We start from the raw sequence: 21,115 nt of genomic DNA on the forward strand, positions 1-21,115 counted from the left end.
CTATTGGGGAGCATATCATTTCATGGGTTTGTGTTTTTTTATTTAATAGACATTATCTTTCGCTGATATTGTGAATAATTTATGAATTATCAATAAATGAATGGTTATTCATTCATTTTTGTGCAAGATTCGACAAATTTTGCAACAGAGACCATGATATATTTTAGCCAGAATTATAGATAATCTGGAGGGATGTTTAAATGTCAGTAAAAGAAAGAGTGGTACGAGAAAATCATGATGTCGCTCTTATGATTGACGTTTTAGGAAGTAACGGAGTAATAGCTCTGAGTGAATTCCGCTGTTACAATCAAGAAATGGTGGATAAAATCGTAAAAGAAATGGCTTTGACTGCGCTTGAGCACCATAAGGAGCTAGCGATGCTTGCAGTAGAAGAAACAAAAAGAGGTGTTTATGAAGATAAAGTCTTTAAAAATATGTTTGCGACTGAATGCATCTATAACAATATTAGGGACATAAAAACTGTAGGTGTGATAAGTGAAAATGAGAATGAAGGTATGGTTGAGATGGCCGAGCCAGTCGGTGTTATTGCAGGTGTTATCCCAATTACAAATCCAACCTCAACAGTTATTTTTAAATCGTTAATTTCACTTAAAACAAGAAATCCAATCATCTTTGCCTTTCCTAAATATGCACAGAAATGCTGTGTAAGAACTGCGGAATTGCTAAAGGAAGCAGCGATTCGGGCTGGTGCCCCTGAAAACAGCATCCAGTGGATTGAAGTCCCATCTCATGAAGCCTTTCAAGCATTAATGAAGCATCCAAAGATATCTCTCATCCTTGCGACGGGAGGACCTAACCTAGTAACGGCAGCCTATAGTTCAGGAAAACCGGCTCTTGGCGTCGGAGCAGGGAATGTGCCTTGTTATATTGAAAAAACAGCCAATATTAAACGGGCGGTCAACGACCTTATTTTATCTAAAACATTTGATAACGGCATGATTTGTGCCTCAGAGCAAGCACTAATAATTGAACAAGAGATTTATGATGAAGTAAGACAGGAGTTAATTGAAAACCAGTGTTATTTCCTTAATGAAGAAGAACGCAAAATGGTGGAGAGGATTGCAATTGACCCTAAGACTGCGTCTCTTAATCCACTGATTGTTGGTTTACATGCTGCCAAAATTGCGAAAATAGCAGGGGTAAATGTACCTGCTAACACAAAGATATTAATTGCCGAAATTGAGGGGGTTGGTCCTAATTATCCATTATCCTGTGAAAAATTAAGCCCAATTTTGGCCTGTTACAAGGTTAATAGTTTTGCAGGAGGATTACGAATAGCCGAAGAAACCCTTGAATACGGAGGTCTTGGTCATTCAGCGGCAATTCATACGTCGGATCAGGATGCTATCGATGCATTTGCCCTTCGAATGAAAGCAGGCAGAATTATTGTTAATACACCATCCACACATGGAGCTATTGGCGATATCTATAATACATCTTTACCGTCCTTAACAATTGGATGCGGCACTTATGGAGGGAACTCTGTGTCACAGAATGTAGGAGCAGCTAATTTAATTAACATTAAAAAAGTAGCAAAAAGAAGAACAATGACGCAGTGGTTTAAGGTTCCGTCACAGATTTTCTTTGAAAAAAACTCCATCCAAACTCTTGCGGCCATTCCAGCCATTTCAAGGGCATTTATTGTGACTAGCGGAAGCCCTGTAAAAAATGGCTATGTTGATAAAGTCCTTTATTACTTAAAAAAGAACCCTAACAAAATCCAGGTGGAAACCTTTTCAGACATTGAACCAGAACCATGTGTTGAAACAGTCTTGTGGGGTGCTGAACGGATGAGAAGGTTTGAACCAGATTGTATAATTGCCCTTGGCGGCGGTTCAGTAATGGATGCGGCAAAAGCGATGTGGCTGTTTTACGAACACCCAGAAACTAACTTTCACAGCTTAACCCAAAAATTTTTTGATCCAAGCAAGCGGGTGGTTAAATTCCCGGTACTTCGTGATAAGGCAAAATTTATTGCGATACCGACCACTTCTGGAACAGGATCAGAAGTTACTTCCTTTTCAGTCATCACAGATAAGAAAACAAATAGGAAATACTCGCTCGCTGATACAGAGATGACTCCAGATGTGGCGATCGTAGATCCACAATTTGTCATGACTGTCCCAAGCCATGTAACGGCAGATACCGGAATGGATGTTTTGACACATGCAATCGAAGCATATGTTTCGGTGTTAGCTAATGACTATACTGATGGATTGGCTTTAAAAGCGATTCAATTAATTTTTGAATATTTACCAAAGGCATTCAGGGATGGCTGTGATGAGCTTGCGCGTGAAAAAATCCATAATGCCTCAACAATTGCGGGAATGGCATTCGCTAATTCCTTCCTTGGAATTAATCATAGTCTAGCCCATGTGCTCGGTGCAGAATTTAATATACCTCACGGACGTGCCAACGCTATAATGCTGCCGCATGTCATTCGCTTTAACGCGATGAAGCCAAATAAATTCATGACATTCCCGAAATATGAGCATTTCATTGCAGACAAGCGCTATGCGGAATTGGCTATAATGCTTGGCCTTCCTGCCAGTACTACAGAAGAAGGGGTTGAAAGCTTAATAGAAGCAATTATTAAGCTGGCCGAAGAATTAGAAATGCCAGCGAGCATCAAAGCAGTTGGGGTTGATAAAACAGAGTTTGAAAACAAAGTGAATGAACTTGCTGAACGTGCCTTCCATGATCAAAATACAATTCCAAATCCAAAATTACCACTTGTTAATGAACTTGCTGGAATCTTTCGTTTAGCTTTTGAAGGATAGAAATTCATACACAAAATTAAAATCAAAAAAATCTTCACAGGATGTGAGTGATATGGCTTCTACAAAGGATAACGATAATGAAATTTCACTTTCAAGTTTGGACCTGATCTGGAGACAGGCATTCCATGAATTAGATGAATGGGTAAAGCGTGCTGATAATCGCGATGAAGCCCTCTTAAAAGAGGTTAAACAATTCACTGAGAGTGTCAAACGGAATCAAGCGAATTTAAAAACAGTAGCCGAGCAATTTACTAGGGAATTGGCTGAATGGGAAAAGACTACACGTGATGAATTTTTAATGTCAACTACCGCCCTGCAGCATTTCTTTCCCATTCAGTCTTATGAGGAAGTTAATGCACAATTTGATGAAATACAAAAAAAGGCAGTTTCGCTATTAAGCACTCCGTGTCAAACTATCGGAAATTCTCAGGCGATTGGGAAATATCTAGAAATGATTGATCAATTTATTGCTTTTAGGAAAAAAGGAAGAAGGCAATATATCAAAACTCTGAAACAAGCAGGAAATCTGCTCTATGAAAATCAAAAAGGGTTTGTCAATTTGTTTGCTAGGCAAATTAAAGCTTTGATGTTTCCGCTGAATAAATACATGGAAAAAACTGAAGAACTTACAAAATCATGATTGAAGGAGTGCTGCGGCATGACAAGTGAAAAAAATTTCGATCCATTTTTTGGATTCAAGCAGTTAAGTGGGATGTGGGACAAACAAGTAAATAGCCTATTATATAAGCTGACAGACAATAATGAATTTGTTCGCACAGCAAGTTTCAGTCTAAACACTTATTCATTTTACCTCGATCGAATTAAAAAAAACCAAGAGGTTATTGCAGCTCTAATGAATATCCCGACAAAGAGAGATATCGCGAATGCCGCAAAGCTTTCAATTCAAATGGAAGAAAAAATTGATATATTAGAAGAACAAATTTGGAATTTACAAGACAGCGTAAGCTCCATTACAAAACAAAATTTAGGAATGCTTGAAGAAGTAGTAAATATCGTCATGCAAATGAAGCATGAATTCCAAAAGATGGCCCAAGAGGTGGCGGAAACTCAAAAAATTAAAGATGACCTCCAGGAATTACGGAAGGAAATAGAGCAGTTAAAGAGTATTAAGGTAGATTTAGCTTTTAAAGGAAAAGAAAAGGAAAAACAGAAAAAAGAACCAGAAAAAAAGCTGGAGATAGATCTAGTACTAACGGGTGCTAATACAACTAAATAATATTGAAAGGAGCAATGAAAATAATGAGCACGAAAGCACAGGGAACGAACTTTATTCCACTCGTAAACTTAGAAAAAGAAACGAAAAGATGGAACCAACTTTATAAGATTATGACCGAACCAAAACCAGAGATTATTCCTACACCACGTCAATGTGTATGGAAAAAAAATAAAACAACCTTATGGTATCATCCTGCTACGGAAAAAAAGCATGCAGTTCCAGTATTTTTAATTTACTCTCTGTTGAATAAGGTGTACATTCTAGACGTTGGTAAAGGTAGCAGCGTTGTCGGCGGTCTTACAGAACGCGGCTATGATGTCTACCTGTTGGATTGGGGTTCTCCCGGACTTGAAGATTCCGACATTACACTAGACAATTATATCATTGATTATTTGGAAAACTCGCTTAAAAGAGCTTTAAGACATTCAGGTGCAAAGGAAATATCATTGGCCGGATACTGCCTAGGCGGAACAATAGCAGCCATCCTGGCTTCAATAACAAAATTGCCAATTAAAAATTTATCCCTTGCCGCTGTTCCAATTGATTTCAGTGTTGGTATCGTTCCTGATAAGTGGCTGGAGGGGCTGCAAAAAGGGGAGCTAAGTTTTGACCGCTTTGCTGATGCCCATGAGACTATTCCATCAGAATTTCTGTATTTGATGTTTAGGATGTTATCACCAAGTTATGGAAGTCCTAAAATGAATCTGATCAGCCGGGCACATGATGACAAATATGTTGAAAAGTGGCGCCGTATGGATAAATGGACAAAGGATACTGCTTCGTTTGCAGGTGCAGCATTCAAACAGTTGTTTAATGACCTTTATAAGGATAATAAACTCCTAAAGGGAGAATTGGTGATTGGCGGCAGGAAAGTGGATTTAAAGAATATTAGATGCCCGCTATTCGTCTTTTCTTGTTCACGTGATACACTTGTTTTAGAGCAGCAAAGCTTTCCAGTGATGGAACTTGTTTCAAGTGAGGATAAGACTTATGAGGTCTATGAAGGTGGACATGTTTCACTTGCATTGACTGGTGTGTTCGCTGAAATTTGGGACAAGTGGCTTTCAGCTCGTTCACAGGAAATTCAACAGGTACTTGTATAATTTTTAAATCTAATGAATAAATTATAAGCGGATAAGGATTATATCCTTCCCGCTTATCTTTTTAATGCAGCATGATTTTGCTGGGTAAGGAAACTCCTAAGCAGTCTATTAAACCGGTTCTTTACTTCCAGTTTTGCAAGATGACCAGTATTCCTCATTATGATAAACTTAGAATGAGGAATCAACTTATGCATACATGCTTGAATCCAAACGGGTAAAACGGAATCATATTGAGAGCCGATAATAAGGGTAGGTACCTGTATCTTAGGTAACAAGGAATGATTATTGACTTCGAGACAGGCCTTCAAAGAATCCATGAAAATCTGATGTTTTGGTTGGAAAATGTGGCTGAATTTTTCCATAATTCCTTTATTCCAGGAGTAAAGTGCCATATGCGCTAAATATTCACTTTGGCTGCCTGATGAGGATAGAGATTCAAACTTTGCTTTCCGATTTTCAAATAATAATCCTTTAAATATTTTTGGGATATAATGGAATGTGCTTATCAACAAGAGAGAACGGATTATGGAGGGTTCTTGGCGGTATATTTCCTGTGCAACTGCTCCACCCATTGATAGACCAAGAATGTGAGCGTTTTCAATTTCTAACTCTTTAAGTAAACCAATGACGTCAGCAGCAAAATTTTGAATAGTAATTCCCTCTGTCTTGGTACATTCTCCATGGCCGCGTAAGTCGGGGATAATCAACTCAAATTGATCGGCTAGTTCAAATTGATTATGCCATCCTTCTTTAACTTCACCTAGACCATGAATCAGTACCAATGGTTGCCCGTTGCCAAAATGCATATATGGAACACCAGATTTACTAAATTTTGCTTCTTCCATTTTACACCACCTTTTCATTTTTAATAAGTTTATAACCAAGTTTAGTAAATTGTAAACAATTAAATTCAAGTTTTAATAATATTTATTTACAAGATTGACAAAATATTACTTATAAGTGTAAAATACATATAGGTGAGGTGGTAAAGATATGGTAAACCAAGATAAACAGACAGTTAATCCATCAAAAAATTTTGTTCTGCCATTTATTTTATTGCTTCTTAGCAAGGTTTCTCTTCACGGGTATGAACTAAGCCAGAAGCTAGAAGCATTCGGGTTTAAGACGCTTGATCAGGGGAATTTATATAGGCTCCTAAGACAACTGGAAAAGGACGAGCTTGTATCTTCAGAATGGGATACAACGGGAACAGGACCTGCTAAGAGAAGATATGCAATTACAAAAGCTGGAGTTACATACTTAAAAGGCTATGCGAATCAATTAGAAACATATCAATCGCTTTTGGATCAATTTTTCAAAATGTATACCAGTTTCTTTGAGCTCTATATCCCTTCGTTTCATAAGAAGGATTCAATAGAGAAAGAAAATAATAGTAAGGGGAGGAAGGACAATGGCACAGAAAAAAAATGAAGCATCGGCTGCGGAAGAAAAAGAGCTGCCATTAGTGGATGAATCAGTACCTTTCGGTTCTTTTGTAAACACTTTTTGGGACCAATATGAGCAGTCACAGGAACGTGCAGAAAGGGTTCGCGAAAACCGTGAGGAAGCCTATATTAATGCATTGAAAGAAGTCATCAAGTTCAATAAGCAATATAGAAATTCCATTGCAAAATTGTACGATCAATCGAAAAAGACCAATAAAGAAATGACCACTGAACTGTTGGATCAAATCAATTCCCGTAAAGAAGCCATGAAAGAGTCAGCGGTAACCAATAACGACCGTGAAGACTTAAAAGCACAATTGAAAGAGGTTACTGGACAGTTAGAGAAACTCGCGCTTACCCCAATTAAATCTTTCTTATATGTTGTGGATCAATTAGAGGATAATATAGAAAAAAGTGCTGAAGCAAGTGTCGCCTATGCAAGAGAAAGGCGTAATGCGTGGGTCCAAGTTCGAAAGGACTATGTTAAACTTGCAAGAAATACTCATTTAAACTTTTTAGAACGGGGAAAGAATAGTTTTAGAGAACTCGTAAAAACACCGTAACATTTTTCAGAAATTAAAGGGGAAGTATTCAGCATTGAGAAATAATCATAACTACTTAAAACATTGAAAGCCACAGTCTCTAGCCAGGGTAAGAGATTGTGGTTTTTTATTTATTGAATAAATTTGTACATCACAAGAAACTCCACGTTGAAATAAAATTTTAATATTTTAAATATTAATTTGCCAAAATAAGATGTTATACTTCTAATATAGACAAAATAGGATGATATTGGGTATTAATTATGCTTATAGTCTTACATACACATAGACCAATAGTTAGATAAAATTTGCAATACATAGATAATAAGTAAACTAAGTAGAAATTGGCGGATATTTTTTCTAGTCTTCAAAGATTAATTTCTATTACACTAGATTCTTGAATCTTTTTAGAAGGCAGGGGAACAGGTTTGTTTAAGAAACTAATGCCATTTAGTGCTGCACTCATTATTGGACTTGGCAGTTTTAGTGCAATGCCGGGGATAGATGTTAAAGCAGAAGAGATTAATAGTATTCAGAATCAAAGATCAGGGATCAAAGATGAACTTACCAAAACGGATGAGGAAATTACTAAGGTTCAACATGAACTTACAAAGCTGACAGAACAAATAAAAAGAGTTGACCAGGCAATTATTGATAATAATAATATGATCGTTCAGACGGAAGCAAAAGTAATCGCTTCAAAGAAGGAAGTAGAAGAGTTAGAGAAAGAAGTTTCTAACATAAAAGGAAGAATAGACATACGTAATGAAATTATAAAAAAGCGTGCCCTCTCTCTTCAAGAAAGTGGTGGAAAGGTAAGTTACATAGATGTGATACTAGGTGCCTCGAGTTTCAGTGATTTTGTTGACAGATTGGGAGCAGTTGCAACAATTGTAGAGGCTGATCAGGATCTTGTTAAGCAGCATAAAGAGGATCAGATTGATGTTGAAAGTAAACAATTTACTGTTGAAAAGAAACTTGCTGACCTTAATAGTTTAAAAACCGAGCTTGAGGGTATGCAGGCTCTGATTTTAGAACAAAAAGAGCAGAATGACGCTTTAAAAGAAGAGCTAAAATTAAAGGAACAGGAAAAACTCAATGAAAAGGCAAATTTGCAGCAACAAGATCGTAATCTAGCTGTAAAAGAAGCTAGCATATTGGCAACTGGAATCTTTTCTTCGAATCCTTCTGTGAATTTTTCAATACCAATTTCACCAAATGAAGCAATCAATACAGTTATCCATGCAGGAGAAAAATATATTGGAAACTCAGTTTATGTTTTTGGAGGCGGCAGGAATGAAGCCGATATAGCCAATGGCAGATTCGATTGCTCGGCATTTGTATCTTGGGCATTTGCTCAGGCAGGGATTAAAGTAGGGGCCCACACAGATATTTTAAAAAATACTGGTACTAGAATCCCATACAGTGAAGCACGCCCAGGGGACATGGTATTTTTTGATACATATAAAATTGACGGCCATGTTGGCATTTATCTTGGAGACGGAAAATTTATTGGTTCACAAAGTTCAACCGGCATTGCTATTGCTGATTTGAGTTCAGGGTACTACGCAAAGAAATTTAATGGACGTGTAATGAGAGTTATTAATGATTAAATTAATTGAATAATATTAATCTTGCTATAAAGTTCGAAAATGAGTAAAATAGGAAAGTTCATTGAAATAATTATTTTGGGACAAAAAGTTAGGAGATTTCACAAAATGGATTTACTTATGATCTTAAAAGCAATTGTTTTAGGGTTGGTGGAAGGGGTAACAGAATTTGCTCCTGTTTCGTCAACTGGCCATATGATTATAGTCGATGACATGTGGCTAAAGTCAGAAGAGTTTTTAACAAAGCACGGAGCTAATACCTTTAAGGTAGTTATTCAGCTTGGTTCGATATTAGCGGTTGTGGTTACCTTTAAAAACCGATTTATTGAATTGTTAGGATTAGGGAGATTTATTAAGCAAGAAAATCAAAATCAAGGCCGGCTTAAATTAACTCAGGTTATAGTGGGGTTAATTCCTGCAGGTGTTCTAGGCGTTTTGTTTAACGATTATATCGACGAACACCTATTCTCTACTAAAACTGTTTTAATTGGCCTCGTAATTGGGGCTGTGTTTATGATCCTTGCAGATATTATCGGACCAAAGAAACCGAAAACGCAAACTGTAGATCAAATCACATATGGACAGGCAATAGCAATTGGTATTTTTCAATGCTTCTCATTATGGCCGGGATTCTCACGTTCAGGCTCCACCATATCAGGTGGTGTACTTCTGGGAATGAGCCACCGCGCTGCCGCTGACTTTACTTTTATCATGGCGGTGCCAATTATGGCAGGAGCAAGTTTCCTTTCCTTACTGAAAAACTGGCAATATATGACGATGGATTCTCTGCCATTCTTTATTGCTGGATTCATTAGTGCTTTTATATTTGCCTTACTTTCGATCCGTTTTTTCTTAAAACTTATCAATAAAATAAAGCTTTTGCCATTCGCAGTTTACAGAATTGTATTGGCACTCATTATTTATATTGTTTTCTTTTAAAAAATTTGGCAGCATCCTTAACGGAGCTGCCTTTTCTTTTTAAATGTAATCAGGGTAATCACTTACAATCCCATTAATATCAAAATGTCTTAGCAGTTTTACGTCGCTTTTCTTTTTAACAGTCCAGATAATTGTTTTAAATCCATGGCGTTGGATTCTTTTAATTAGACGCTTATTTATCATGGTAATTTTCGGATTTACATAGGAAGCAAAACTGGAAAAACCAATTAATTCATTCGTTGAAATTCCATTTACCACGTTATTTTTAATCAAAACACCAATTGGCACTGAAGGAAGCAAGTGATGGAATCGTTTTAAAGAGATTTTGTCAAAGGATTGAATAATAATTTGTTTATTCTCTCCAGATTCCAGCCCTCTTTTTATCAGTTCATTTGCCACTTTTTCTTCGATATGAGGATATAATGAAGGTTTCTTTAATTCAATGAGCAATCCTGTAACACCTGCATATTTATCTAAAAATTCACTGAAGATAGGAACCTTTTCCCCTGAAAAGCGCGGATGAAACCAACTGCCAGCATCTAGCTGATGAATTTCCTTTAAAGTTAAATCTTTTACTTTTCCTTTGCCGTTTGTAGTCCTGTTTACTGTCGGATCATGAATGATGATTAATTCCCCATCCTTTGTCATCTGTAAATCAATTTCAAGGAAATCAACCCCCAATTCTAATGCTTTGTTAAAAGAGGCAAAGGTATTTTCAGGACAGTACCCAGCTGCACCACGATGGCCTATTTTTAATGGTGGTTGGCCTTGCGGACTTCTAGTCAAACCCTTAATCAGTCGAAATGAAGTCAAAAAAATCAACATGAAAATGGTAACAACATTTCTCAAGTTTTTACTCCAATCCATAATTAGTTGTGAACATATTAAGGAAAACCGCTTTAATTGTCAAATTTGAAATTTTTTTATGGACAAATATCCCGATAATAAGGGGCAATTTTTGATTGGAATGGGCTTATTCTTTTTTTTCAAATCTGGGTTATAGGGATAAGTGTCTATCGCACATTTTTATCTAGGTGAATAGGATATATGGAATTAAGAAAAGGAGGTAATGTAAATGTCTGGTGTAGCAGGTGGTTATGGCGGCGGATTTGCCCTACTGGTCGTTTTATTTATTTTGTTAATTATAATTGGGGCTTCTTGGGGTTACGGATTCTGTTAATATAAAGAGGAGGTAATAAAATGTTTGGATATGGATATGGCGGCTACGGCCATGGGGGCTGTGGCTTTGGATATGGCGGCTACGGCTATGGGGGCTGTGGCTTTGGTGGCGGTTTCGCTTTAATCGTTGTATTATTCATCCTTTTAATCATTGTAGGTGCGGCTTGCTTTAGATGGTAATAGAAGGATTTTGTACTAACCCGTTTGAATTAATCAAACGGGTTTTCTTTTGCAACTTGAGAGGACTTTTTCCATTTCTGGAACTCTTCAATTTCAGTTCCTAACTTTTTTATGGTGTAGCCAATTACCGCTGCATCATCAATAATTCCAAGACCAACAATAAAATCTGGAACCATATCAATTGGTGAAATGAAATATAGGATAGCCCCAATAACGGTCAATATAGTAACTTTAGAGACATTTTTGTAGTCCCCTTTTGAATAGGCTTTTATCATTTCAAACAGTAATTGCAGCTTCTCCCAGGCTTCACCAAGGTTTCCTTTCCGTTGATTGGCTTTTTTTATTGCTTTGTTCAGAAGCCCCTCCGTTTTTTCTGGATTATTCAAATAATCTTCTGCTTCGATCTTATATTTATTCTGCTCTAATTCCAATACTTCTTTTTTCCCGAACATAGTGTCACTTCCTTTAAGGATTTCCACCTATAGTTTGCCACCAAAATAAAAAACCATTATTCCTGACGAAATGAAAAAACAGGTGCATCGCCGCACCTGTTTTGACTCTTATGCTAATACTAAATTTTCAGTGTGATGGTTTGAACGGTTTCCAACAATTTCTTCTACCTCAAACCCATCTAATGTTTCTTTTTTTAATAAGGAATCAACTAATTGCTGATACTGATATTGATGACCGTTTATTAAGCTTTCAGCTTTTTCTATGCCTTTTTCAAACAGTTCTTGCATTTTAGCTTCTTTATCCTGTTTATTAAAGGTTAGGCTAAATCCGTTTTGGAGCATACCTGTATCGACCATTTTCTCAATAATCTGTTTAGCCTGCTGAACATCACCGCTTACACCAATGCTATGTTCACCTAGTAAGATTCTCTCAGCGACCCCGCCCGCTAAAACCATAGCTACGCGGTCTAATAAGTCACTCGTTGTTGATAAATGAAGCTCTTTTGGAATTGGTGCGACATATCCCAAAGCCTCTCCGCGAGGAATAATCGTCGCTTTTCTTACAGAGCCCGGCTTCGTTAATGCTGCAACTAGTGCATGTCCTGCTTCATGAATCGCAACACGCCGTTTTGTATCAAGATCTTGTAAAGAGCGGGACGTGCTCCCTAAGATAGTTCGATCAAGTGCATAATCCAAATCCCCTTTTTGAATTATATCCTGACCGTTTCGAACGGCACGTCTGCTGGCAGTTTCAAATAAAGATTGAAGTTCTGCACCAGAAAAGCCGGATGTACTTTCCGCTAATTCATCTAGTGAGGCAAGGATATCTTCTGCGAGCGCTTTTCCTTTCGAATGAATATCAATAATTTCTCTTCTTCCTTTCGTATCTGGAAGTGAAACATGAAAGGAAAAATCAATTCTGCCTGGCCGCAAGAAGGCTTCATCAAGCATATCCTTTCTATTGGTAGCAGCAATAAATAAAATTCCATCATTAGAATGACCGCCATCAAGCTGAACAAGAAGTTCAGTAAGTGTTTTTTCTGCTTCTTCACCGCCATGTGCTTTACGTTTGCCGGCAAGTGCATCTACTTCGTCGATGAAAATAACGGCAGGACTTTGTTTTCTTGCTGTTTGGAATAAGGAACGAACGCGGCTTGCACCAACACCTACAAACAATTCATTAAACGCTGATCCGCTTGCAGAAAAAAATGACGCATTTAATTCACGGGCAATCGCCTGAGCAAGCAAAGTTTTACCTGTGCCTGGAGGTCCGTATAACAGGATGCCTTTTGGCGGTTTAATTCCTAATTTTATAGAACGCTCAGGTTCTTTTAAGGTTGAGAGCGTCTGAAGAATCTCTTCCTTCATTTCCTCGCCAAGACCGCCTATATCTTCTAAAGTAATAGAGGGTAGAGGTCTAGACTTAGCAACACTGTTTTTCATCGAGTTTTTAAGGCCAAATCCGCCTTTTGCTTTTTGTAAAGTAAAAGCCGCACCTGCTAATAGTAAAACCACTCCGCCCATTATCCATTTTCCGTAGCGGCTGCTAGTAGAATAGGAGTATTTAATATTATATTTTTCAACAAGTTTGTCGATCATCTGACTATTTGGAGGAACATGGGAAACAAATTCTGCTTCTCCAGCTTTAATATATATACTGCCATCTGCTTGTTCCGTTAGTGAAACGGTTTTTCCCTTTTGGGATTGAATAGTTTTTTCTACAGATGAAAATGGGATAGAAACTTCATTTTTCGTGCTTTGAACAAACCAAATAATGCCGGATATAACTATAATAAATGCTGCGAACAGCGGAATGAACTTAGAAACTTTTCTTTTGCTTTCATTCATTTATCCTCATCTCCTTTAACAGAGTACATATCTATTATAAAGGCATTTCCAGAAAAATGGATGTGGGAATCGGTGGGAAAAAACACACCAGCCATTATTAATAGCTGGTGTGTTTTGGTAGTTATGATAATAGGCGAAGATGAGGGATTATTGGCATTAAAACGCTTTGTGCAAGTACTCCAATACTAACGCCGACACTTGATGCTTTGCTCCATTTGAAAACATGAACTTTTTCGTCTTTTCCTTCATACAAAAATAAAAGCTGATCGCCTTCTTCAACAATCCCAATTTTTTTATAAGACACCTTATTTTGCTCAAGGACAATTGCAAAAGCCTTTGTCATTAAATCTAAGGTTGGCTGGTCAATTTTCGTGATATCCATAATGCCTCCTAAGCTTTTTTATCTAGTTTAAGAACATAATTACATTATAGTCTTTTCGGTTACTTGATAAAAGAAATACTTCATGTACTAAATTGAAATATTGCAAAGGTAACGATTTCTCTGATAAGATTGAGGTTATGGACAAAAATTTTCATTGTCAAAAGAGAGGAAGACAAGATGGGTAACAATTTTAAACAAGAAGTATTGTCACGCCGGACATTTGCGATTATCTCCCACCCTGATGCCGGAAAAACAACACTAACGGAAAAATTATTATTATTTGGCGGAGCCATTCGCGATGCCGGGACTGTAAAGGCGAAGAAAACAGGAAAATTTGCAACAAGTGACTGGATGGAAATTGAAAAACAGCGGGGAATTTCCGTCACCTCCAGTGTGATGCAATTTGATTATAACGGATTCCGCGTTAATATTTTGGATACACCAGGGCACCAAGATTTCAGTGAAGATACGTACAGAACCTTAATGGCTGTTGATAGCGCGGTAATGATTGTCGATTCAGCAAAAGGGATTGAGGAACAAACACTTAAGCTTTTTAAAGTATGCCGGATGCGTGGAATACCGATTTTTACATTTATGAATAAACTAGACCGCCAAGGGAAAGCACCGCTTGAATTGCTGGCTGAACTTGAAGAGGTTCTCGGAATAGAGTCATATCCAATGAACTGGCCTATTGGCATGGGGAAAGAATTTCTTGGTATTTATGACCGTTTTAATAATCGTGTTGAGCAATTTCGGGTAAGTGAAGAAGAACGATTTATCTCCTTGAATAATGAGGGAGAAATTGAAGGCGACCATCCAATAAAAAGTTCAGGTCTTTATGATCAAACATTGGATGAGATTATGCTCTTGAATGAAGCAGGGAATGACTTTTCGGCGGAAAAAGTAGCAGCAGGTACGTTGACACCTGTTTTCTTTGGAAGTGCGTTAACGAATTTTGGAGTTCAGACCTTCCTAGAGTCCTACCTGAAGTTTGCTCCACCACCGAAGGCCCGGAATTCATCTGTTGGTGAAATTGATCCATTGGGAGAACAGTTTTCTGGCTTTGTTTTTAAAATTCAAGCCAATATGAATCCTGCCCATCGTGACCGTATTGCATTTATTCGCGTTTGTTCGGGAAAATTTGAGCGTGGGATGACTGTTAATATCCCAAGATTAGGCAAACAATTAAAGCTTTCCCAATCCACTTCGTTTATGGCAGAAGAACGAAATACGGTGGATGAGGCCGTCAGCGGCGATATTATCGGTTTGTATGACACTGGAACTTATCAAATTGGTGATACCCTTACCACCGGTAAAGATGATTTCCAATATGAAAGATTACCTCAGTTTACCCCTGAATTATATGTGAAGGTTTCTGCGAAGAACGTTATGAAGCAAAAATCCTTCTATAAAGGAATTCAGCAGCTCGTTCAAGAAGGGGCGATTCAGCTGTTTAAATCCGTAAGGATGGAAGAGTATTTATTAGGGGCAGTTGGTCAGCTTCAGTTTGAAGTATTTGAGCATCGGATGAGAAATGAATATAATGCTGAGGTTTTAATGGAGCGTATCGGTTCTAAGATTGCTCGGTGGGTTGAAAATAATGAAGTAGATGAAAATCTTTCAAGTTCACGAAGCCTGCTGGTAAAGGATCGTTACGATCATTATGTATTTTTATTCGAAAACGAATTTGCCCTTAGATGGTTCCAAGAAAAAAATCCAAATGTTAAGCTTTATAATCCAATGGATCAACATGAATAAACGAAAAGGCGGGAAATATCCCGCCGTTTTTATTCTATTGAATATTAGGAAAATTCAGTCTAATTACCTATAGACGAATCTTTTTGGAAGAATTTACAATGAAAACAATTATCGTTAATAGGGGGAGATGAATTGAAAAAGGGGGATTTTTTCACTGGTTTTCCAGGCTTCATTTGTAATCAACTAATTCGGGATGTATGGAAGAAAAATAATTTACAAGGGCAGGTTTTTGCACTCGTGCTGCCAGGTATGGCTGATAAAGCAGAAAATGAACGAAAAACGATTCTATCAGAGCTTGGGCTTCCCGATACCTCTTTTAAAATAATTGAGGGAGACATTACAAATCCTGGATTGTTAAAGAATCCTGAAGAACTGGTTAATTTAAAGGAAAAGATAACCCATGTATTTCATTTAGCTGCTATTTATGACTTGGCGGTTCCGCGAGATATTGCTTATAAAGTAAACGTTTACGGGACAGCAAATGTTAATGAATGGATTAAAGGGCTGCCCAATTTAGAAAGATATACCTATTTTAGTACTGCTTATGTCGTTGGAGTACGAGAGGGTACTCTTTATGAAACAGAATTAATCAGGCCTTTACGCTTTAAAAATCATTATGAAGAAACGAAATTTGAAGCTGAGGTTTTGGTAGAAGGTATAAAAAAGGATGTACCAGTGACAATTATCCGCCCGGGTATTGTCAAAGGTCATTCTCATACTGGTGAGACAATTAAATTTGATGGGCCTTATTTTATCATGAACTTTCTAGAGCGGTTAAAGTTTTTACCTATTATACCACGATTAGGAAAGGGAGAAGCGTTTGTCAATCTTGTTCCTGTCGACTATATCATTCAAGCAACGGCGTATCTCAGCTTCTTTGAAAAGGCAGCCGGAAAAACGTATCATTTAACGGATCCCAGGCCGTATCGTGCATCAGAGCTATATGAAATTCTTATGCAAGAACTTCTGAATAAACAACCAAAAGGAATGATTCCTTTAACTCTTGGGAAATGGTTTCTTTCCATAAAACCAATAAGGAAATATCTTGGTGTAGAAAAAGAAGCTTTAGATTATTTTACTTGGATGGGCAATTTTGATAACACCCAAGCACAAAATGATTTAAAGGATTCCGGAATCATATGTCCAGAATTTAGGGAAGGAATTAAACCGATGGCAAGCTTCTATTTAAGGCAAAAGGATAACCCAAGCTATCATATAAATATCTTATAAAAAGGGTGAAGGTTCATGGATGCAGTTCATGAAAAACTAAAAGTTATTGCCCCTGCAACAGGAGAGCAAATTGGAGAGATTGAAGAAACTCCTGCTAATCAAGTAGGCTTTTTTTATCATAAAGGACGTATTGCTTTTCAATCATGGAGTAAGCTTCAAATAGAGGAACGGCTAAACTATTTAAAAAAATTAAAAAAAATAATGGTCGAAGAGATGGAAGAAGTTGCAAAAATTATTTCTGCTGACACAGGGAAGGTTGTAACTGAGGCGCTTATAGCAGATATCATGCCAACCTTGGATAGTATTGATCATATTTGCAAGCATGCAGAAAATATCTTAAATCGGAAGAGAGTCAAAACTCCAATATTGTTAATCGGTAAAAGGTCCTATATTGAATATATGCCACGAGGAATCGTACTCGTAATTTCACCATGGAATTACCCTTTACAGCTTGCGATGGTACCGATGATTAGCGCCATAGCATCAGGGAATTCAGTGATTTTAAAACCATCAGAAGTAACTCCGCTGGTTGGGAAATGCATTGAAGATTTGTTCCGTAAAGCCGGATTTCCAGAGGGAGTCGTCCAAGTAGCCCACGGGGGAAAAGAAGTTGGGGCAGCCTTTACAAATGGAAGGCCGGATTACATCTTTTTTACCGGTTCTGTTAAAACGGGAAAAATCATTCAAGAAGTAGCAGCGAAAGAACTGATACCAACGACACTGGAGCTTGGCGGCAAGGACCCAATGATTGTTTTTAAGGACGCACATTTGGAGAGAGCGGCAAAAGGGGCTGCATGGGCAGCTTTTACCAATAGCGGTCAAGTTTGTATGAGCGCAGAAAGATTATATGTAGAAAAAGCAGTGTATTCGAAATTCATTTCTTTATTGAAAAAGGAAATTTCAGAACTTCGGCAGGGAACGGATGTAAATGCAGATGTTGGATCGATGACGTTTCCGGCTCAAGTTCAAATTGTAAAGGAACAGCTGGAGGATGCCCTAAACAATGGTGCTGTCCTGGAAACTGGAATCCCTCCGAAAGAATGGCAAAATGGAATGTTTTTGCCGTTAACGATGGTAACAAACGTCAATCATCAGATGAAAATTATTCAAGAAGAGTCGTTTGGACCTATTCTCCCTATCATTCCTTTTGAAACAGAGGAAGAGGCAATTATGCTTTCAAACGATACAGTTTACGGATTAAATGCAAGCGTTTGGACGAGAGATATTACAAAAGCACGCAGAGTAGCTTCGAAGCTTATTTCAGGGGCGATTGTTATCAATGATGCCATCATTACAGTTGCCAATCATGGTCTTCCATTTGGCGGTACAAAGCAAAGCGGCATAGGCAGATATCATGGAGATGCCGGCCTGAAAATCTTCTGCCATGAAAAATCAATTGTTGAGGATCGTGGACGGAAGAAGACTGAAATTCATTGGTACCCCTATGAAGACAAGTACCCAATGTTTCTCACACTTTTTAAGAGTTACTTTAAAGCAAAGCGGAATTGGCTGCAATTTGTCAAAAGTTATTTGAGTATTTTAAAGAAAAGTTAAACTTGGGAAATTTCAGTGGTCCATCGTTATTTTAGCATTAGACTGGATAAGCTAAATTAAAGAGTTTGGAATTCAAAATAATGCCTAGAAGAAGCGGGATCGTACAATGAAAAAGATGAATAAATTAGAATCGGTATTATGGAATATTGCTTTCCCTGGATTTAGTCAACTGTTAATGGGACATTATATCAAAGGATTATTGCTTGTGGTGTTAGAATTTGTAATGAATGTGAATAGCCATTTTAATCAGGCGATTATGTACAGCTTCTTAGGAGAAATAGATAAAGCAGAAGCGGTCACCAATTATCAATGGCTCATGTTTTACCCATGTGTTTATATGTTTTCTCTTTGGGATGGTTATCGTTCCGCAATGCCTAAGGATGAGAAATACTCCTTTTTACCATTTGTATTTGGTGCTTATTTTGTCACAGTAGGATTGATGCTTTCCCCAAAAATTTCTATATTTCAAGTGCACCCTGGACCCGTTTTTTTACCCATGTTGTTTTTAATCCCAGGGCTGATAACTGGCTTCTTGATAAAATTTTTGTTATCTGTAAAATTTCAAAACGAATAAAAAACATCAAATCGTGTATTGGTTTGATGCTTTTTTATTGGGAAAAAAACTTTTTGATAACCCCCACAAACACTATCATATGAAACGTAATTATTTAATGAAAAAAGCGATCGCATTTTTTACTAAAGACTATTTTCGCTAAGATTGTTGTTTTTCGTAAAAGTTCATCACCCCTATAACTAGAAGCTTCGTGGCATCTTTTCGTAAGAACATTTGCGAAAATTGCCTACAAACTTAGTAAATGCCCTTAATTAAACCCCAAAAGCAACATAGTTTACGAAAAGAGCCTTACTAAACAATAAACAGGAAAAGATAGCCATTCTTGGGGTCTATCTTTTTTGGAAAATGCTTAACCAACATAAAGTCCAAAGTAACATTCGTATGTTATAATTGGTCGAATAGAGGTGAGCAAATGCTAAGTTTATTGTTTATGACCAAAAAGAAAAAAAGAACGTTAGAAGAAACGGTCACTTTAATTCAACAAGGTAATAAATCTTTAATTAATGAAATAATTGATGCCTATAAACCTTTTATTGCAAAAACAGTATCTTCCGTATGCAGAAGATATATATATGAATCCGATGATGAATTTAGCATTGGTCTTATCGCGTTTAATGAAGCGATTGAAAAATATTCACCCGACCGTGGAAGCTCGCTTTTAAGCTTTTCAGAAGTAATAATTAAAAGAAGAGTCATTGATTATATTCGTAAACAAACTAAAAACCAACATATTAGTATTGACTTAACCAATGCATCAAATGAAGAAGAGTCACCTGGTACCGTGATTGTAAATGAGCTTTCCCTTGATGATTTTCATAAAAAAAATGATGATCAGCTCAGGAAAGATGAAATTATACAATTTCAATCCTTATTAACGACTTTTGATTTAAATTTCAGCGATTTGGTTGAGAATTCTCCAAAGCATGCCGATGCGAGGAAAAACGCCATTCAGGCTGCGAAAATGCTGATTGAGAATCAGGAAATGAAGGATTTGTTATTTGAAAAAAAGCGCCTTCCTATTAAGCAACTAGAAAAAATGGTGAATGTAAGCAGAAAAACGATTGAACGGAATCGAAAATACATTATTGCGATTGCGCTGATTTTATCGAGTGATTATGTTTATTTACAAGATTATTTAAAGGGGGTGCTTGAGGAATGAAAAAGGGAATTGTAATGAAAATTGATAACGGTTTTCTAACACTTTTAACCCCTGAAGGCGAATTTTTGCGTGCCCGAAAGCAAGATCAAGCATATTCAATCGGGGAAGAAATACATTTTTTTCCCATTGAAAGTAGTAGAACTGATAAATCATTTCATGGAGCAAAAAATATTTTAAGACAAAAATCTGTATGGGCTGCGGCAATGGCGTTCATTATTATCCTTGGCGGAGCAATTATTCCGATGTTCCAAAATGATAAAGCATATGCTTATATGTCTATAGATGTAAATCCGAGCATTGAGCTTGGTATCAATAAAAAAATGCAGGTTGTTGAAATAACTGGATATAATAAAGAAGGAAAAAAGGTTATTTCAGAGTTGGATGATTGGGAAAATCAAAACGTTTCTGACGTAACTAAAGCAATACTAGCCGAAATGAAAGATGAAGGATATTTGAATAAAAATGAAAAAATTATCCTCTCTACTGTCCGAACCAAACAACTGGCAAAGGATGCAGAGGAAAAACTTCAAAAAAATATCAAGGAAATCAAGTCAGCAATTAAAAAGCAGCAATTAAAGCCTACCTATATTACAGAAACAGAAGAAACGCGAGAAATAGCACTTAAAGAAGGAAAAACAACCGGGAAATACAAGTCAAAATTGTTCAATACGGTTAAAGATAATGAGAAAACAATTGAAAATAATAAAGAAAATAAAAAAGAAAATAAAAAAACTGCCCCTCCAACACAGTCAGTAAAAACTGAAATTGTAGAAAAAACCGAGCCGCATGGTCAAATAAAGAAACAAATCGAAAACACTACTATTAATAACACGAGTTCAGAAAACAAAAATAATCGTGTTGGCGGAAACTCAGTTCCTCCTGGTCAATTAAAAAAGATGGAAGAGGAAACAATAAAACAGAATTACGGTCAGACCAAAAAACAATCGGTTCAAAAGGAAAACCCATCTCAAAAAGATAAAGTCAAAAATAATGAAAAGAAAAATGAAAAAGCCAAAGTAAACCTTAATGTAAATTTAGATGATAAACATGTAAATCTTGAAGTACATTTGAATGGTTTAATTGATAATTAAAAGTCCGGGTCAAATGATATTATCCCCTTTA

General features: G+C 37.0%; 21 protein-coding genes. 16 read left to right on the forward strand and 5 right to left on the reverse strand.

All coding sequences use genetic code 11. The features are described 5' to 3' along the window. Positions 1–200: 200 nt before the first annotated feature. Genes adhE through ACIFOT_RS30395 form a run of 4 tightly spaced genes read left to right on the forward strand, consistent with a single transcriptional unit; the run spans position 201 to position 5,141 of the window. Positions 201–2,801, forward strand: a complete 2,601-nt coding sequence (adhE, locus tag ACIFOT_RS30380) for a bifunctional acetaldehyde-CoA/alcohol dehydrogenase (RefSeq protein ID WP_430072157.1) — start codon at positions 201–203, stop codon at positions 2,799–2,801. Between the two features lie 52 nt (positions 2,802–2,853). Continuing rightward, positions 2,854–3,441, forward strand: coding sequence for a hypothetical protein (locus tag ACIFOT_RS30385; protein WP_430072160.1), 588 nt, complete (start codon positions 2,854–2,856; stop codon positions 3,439–3,441). A gap of 18 nt (positions 3,442–3,459) precedes the next feature. Next, on the forward strand, positions 3,460–4,038 hold the full coding sequence (locus tag ACIFOT_RS30390; protein ID WP_430072163.1) for a hypothetical protein: 579 nt from the start codon (positions 3,460–3,462) through the stop codon (positions 4,036–4,038). Between the two features lie 23 nt (positions 4,039–4,061). Next, on the forward strand, positions 4,062–5,141 hold the full coding sequence (locus ACIFOT_RS30395) for an alpha/beta fold hydrolase (protein ID WP_430072166.1): 1,080 nt from the start codon (positions 4,062–4,064) through the stop codon (positions 5,139–5,141). Positions 5,142–5,194: 53 nt separating this feature from the next. Here ACIFOT_RS30395 and ACIFOT_RS30400 read toward each other — a convergent pair whose 3' ends face one another. Beyond that, positions 5,195–5,986 carry an alpha/beta fold hydrolase gene (locus tag ACIFOT_RS30400; RefSeq protein ID WP_430072169.1) on the reverse strand — a complete coding sequence of 264 codons (792 nt, stop codon included), beginning with the start codon at positions 5,984–5,986 and terminating at the stop codon, positions 5,195–5,197. Positions 5,987–6,134: 148 nt separating this feature from the next. Between ACIFOT_RS30400 and phaQ the strand changes: the two genes are divergently transcribed. From phaQ to ACIFOT_RS30420, 4 genes are all read left to right on the forward strand, one after another. Next, positions 6,135–6,572, forward strand: a complete 438-nt coding sequence (gene phaQ / locus ACIFOT_RS30405) for a poly-beta-hydroxybutyrate-responsive repressor (RefSeq protein ID WP_430072172.1) — start codon at positions 6,135–6,137, stop codon at positions 6,570–6,572. Then, positions 6,553–7,149, forward strand: coding sequence for a hypothetical protein (locus ACIFOT_RS30410; RefSeq protein ID WP_430072175.1), 597 nt, complete (start codon positions 6,553–6,555; stop codon positions 7,147–7,149). The genes phaQ and ACIFOT_RS30410 overlap by 20 nt, the downstream gene beginning before the upstream one ends. A 407-nt stretch (positions 7,150–7,556) precedes the next feature. Then, positions 7,557–8,741 (forward strand): coiled-coil domain-containing protein, encoded by a 1,185-nt coding sequence (locus tag ACIFOT_RS30415; protein WP_430072178.1) that lies wholly within the window; start codon positions 7,557–7,559, stop codon positions 8,739–8,741. Positions 8,742–8,846: 105 nt separating this feature from the next. Then, positions 8,847–9,677, forward strand: a complete 831-nt coding sequence (locus ACIFOT_RS30420) for an undecaprenyl-diphosphate phosphatase (protein ID WP_430072180.1) — start codon at positions 8,847–8,849, stop codon at positions 9,675–9,677. Positions 9,678–9,716: 39 nt separating this feature from the next. Here the strand turns inward: ACIFOT_RS30420 and ACIFOT_RS30425 are convergent, their stop codons facing one another. After that, positions 9,717–10,526 carry a glycerophosphodiester phosphodiesterase gene (locus tag ACIFOT_RS30425; protein ID WP_430072182.1) on the reverse strand — a complete coding sequence of 270 codons (810 nt, stop codon included), beginning with the start codon at positions 10,524–10,526 and terminating at the stop codon, positions 9,717–9,719. A 226-nt stretch (positions 10,527–10,752) separates the two neighbouring features. On the opposite strand from ACIFOT_RS30425, the gene ACIFOT_RS30430 reads away from it, so the two are divergent. Both ACIFOT_RS30430 and yjcZ read left to right on the forward strand, forming a co-directional pair. After that, positions 10,753–10,857, forward strand: coding sequence for a YjcZ family sporulation protein (locus ACIFOT_RS30430; RefSeq protein ID WP_430072185.1), 105 nt, complete (start codon positions 10,753–10,755; stop codon positions 10,855–10,857). A 20-nt stretch (positions 10,858–10,877) separates the two neighbouring features. After that, positions 10,878–11,036 (forward strand): sporulation protein YjcZ, encoded by a 159-nt coding sequence (yjcZ, locus tag ACIFOT_RS30435; protein ID WP_430072188.1) that lies wholly within the window; start codon positions 10,878–10,880, stop codon positions 11,034–11,036. A 29-nt stretch (positions 11,037–11,065) separates the two neighbouring features. Here the strand turns inward: yjcZ and ACIFOT_RS30440 are convergent, their stop codons facing one another. The 3 genes from ACIFOT_RS30440 to ACIFOT_RS30450 all read right to left on the reverse strand — a co-directional run bounded on the left by ACIFOT_RS30440 (position 11,066) and on the right by ACIFOT_RS30450 (position 13,718). Beyond that, positions 11,066–11,488 (reverse strand): YkvA family protein, encoded by a 423-nt coding sequence (locus tag ACIFOT_RS30440; protein WP_430072191.1) that lies wholly within the window; start codon positions 11,486–11,488, stop codon positions 11,066–11,068. A 108-nt stretch (positions 11,489–11,596) separates the two neighbouring features. Next, positions 11,597–13,336, reverse strand: coding sequence for an AAA family ATPase (locus tag ACIFOT_RS30445; protein WP_430072194.1), 1,740 nt, complete (start codon positions 13,334–13,336; stop codon positions 11,597–11,599). A 121-nt stretch (positions 13,337–13,457) separates the two neighbouring features. Then, complete coding sequence (locus ACIFOT_RS30450; RefSeq protein WP_430072197.1) at positions 13,458–13,718, reverse strand: hypothetical protein; 261 nt, start codon at positions 13,716–13,718, stop codon at positions 13,458–13,460. Positions 13,719–13,895: 177 nt separating this feature from the next. Here ACIFOT_RS30450 and ACIFOT_RS30455 point away from each other — a divergent pair, with 177 nt between their 5' ends. The 6 genes from ACIFOT_RS30455 to ACIFOT_RS30480 all read left to right on the forward strand — a co-directional run bounded on the left by ACIFOT_RS30455 (position 13,896) and on the right by ACIFOT_RS30480 (position 21,084). Beyond that, the gene (locus ACIFOT_RS30455) at positions 13,896–15,476 is read left to right on the forward strand and encodes a peptide chain release factor 3 (RefSeq protein ID WP_430072200.1); all 1,581 of its coding nucleotides are present in this window, start codon (positions 13,896–13,898) and stop codon (positions 15,474–15,476) included. Between the two features lie 132 nt (positions 15,477–15,608). Then, positions 15,609–16,706 (forward strand): SDR family oxidoreductase, encoded by a 1,098-nt coding sequence (locus tag ACIFOT_RS30460; protein ID WP_430072202.1) that lies wholly within the window; start codon positions 15,609–15,611, stop codon positions 16,704–16,706. A 15-nt stretch (positions 16,707–16,721) separates the two neighbouring features. Next, positions 16,722–18,260 (forward strand): aldehyde dehydrogenase family protein, encoded by a 1,539-nt coding sequence (locus tag ACIFOT_RS30465; RefSeq protein WP_430072205.1) that lies wholly within the window; start codon positions 16,722–16,724, stop codon positions 18,258–18,260. Between the two features lie 106 nt (positions 18,261–18,366). Next, on the forward strand, positions 18,367–18,834 hold the full coding sequence (locus ACIFOT_RS30470) for a hypothetical protein (RefSeq protein WP_430072208.1): 468 nt from the start codon (positions 18,367–18,369) through the stop codon (positions 18,832–18,834). A gap of 412 nt (positions 18,835–19,246) precedes the next feature. Continuing rightward, entirely contained in the window at positions 19,247–19,993 is a 747-nt protein-coding gene (gene sigI / locus ACIFOT_RS30475; RefSeq protein WP_430072210.1) for an RNA polymerase sigma factor SigI, read from the forward strand. After that, positions 19,990–21,084, forward strand: a complete 1,095-nt coding sequence (locus ACIFOT_RS30480) for an anti-sigma factor domain-containing protein (RefSeq protein ID WP_430072212.1) — start codon at positions 19,990–19,992, stop codon at positions 21,082–21,084. The genes sigI and ACIFOT_RS30480 overlap by 4 nt, the downstream gene beginning before the upstream one ends. Positions 21,085–21,115: the final 31 nt, after the last annotated feature.

The sequence above is a fragment of the Neobacillus sp. NRS-1170 genome (assembly GCF_050468025.1).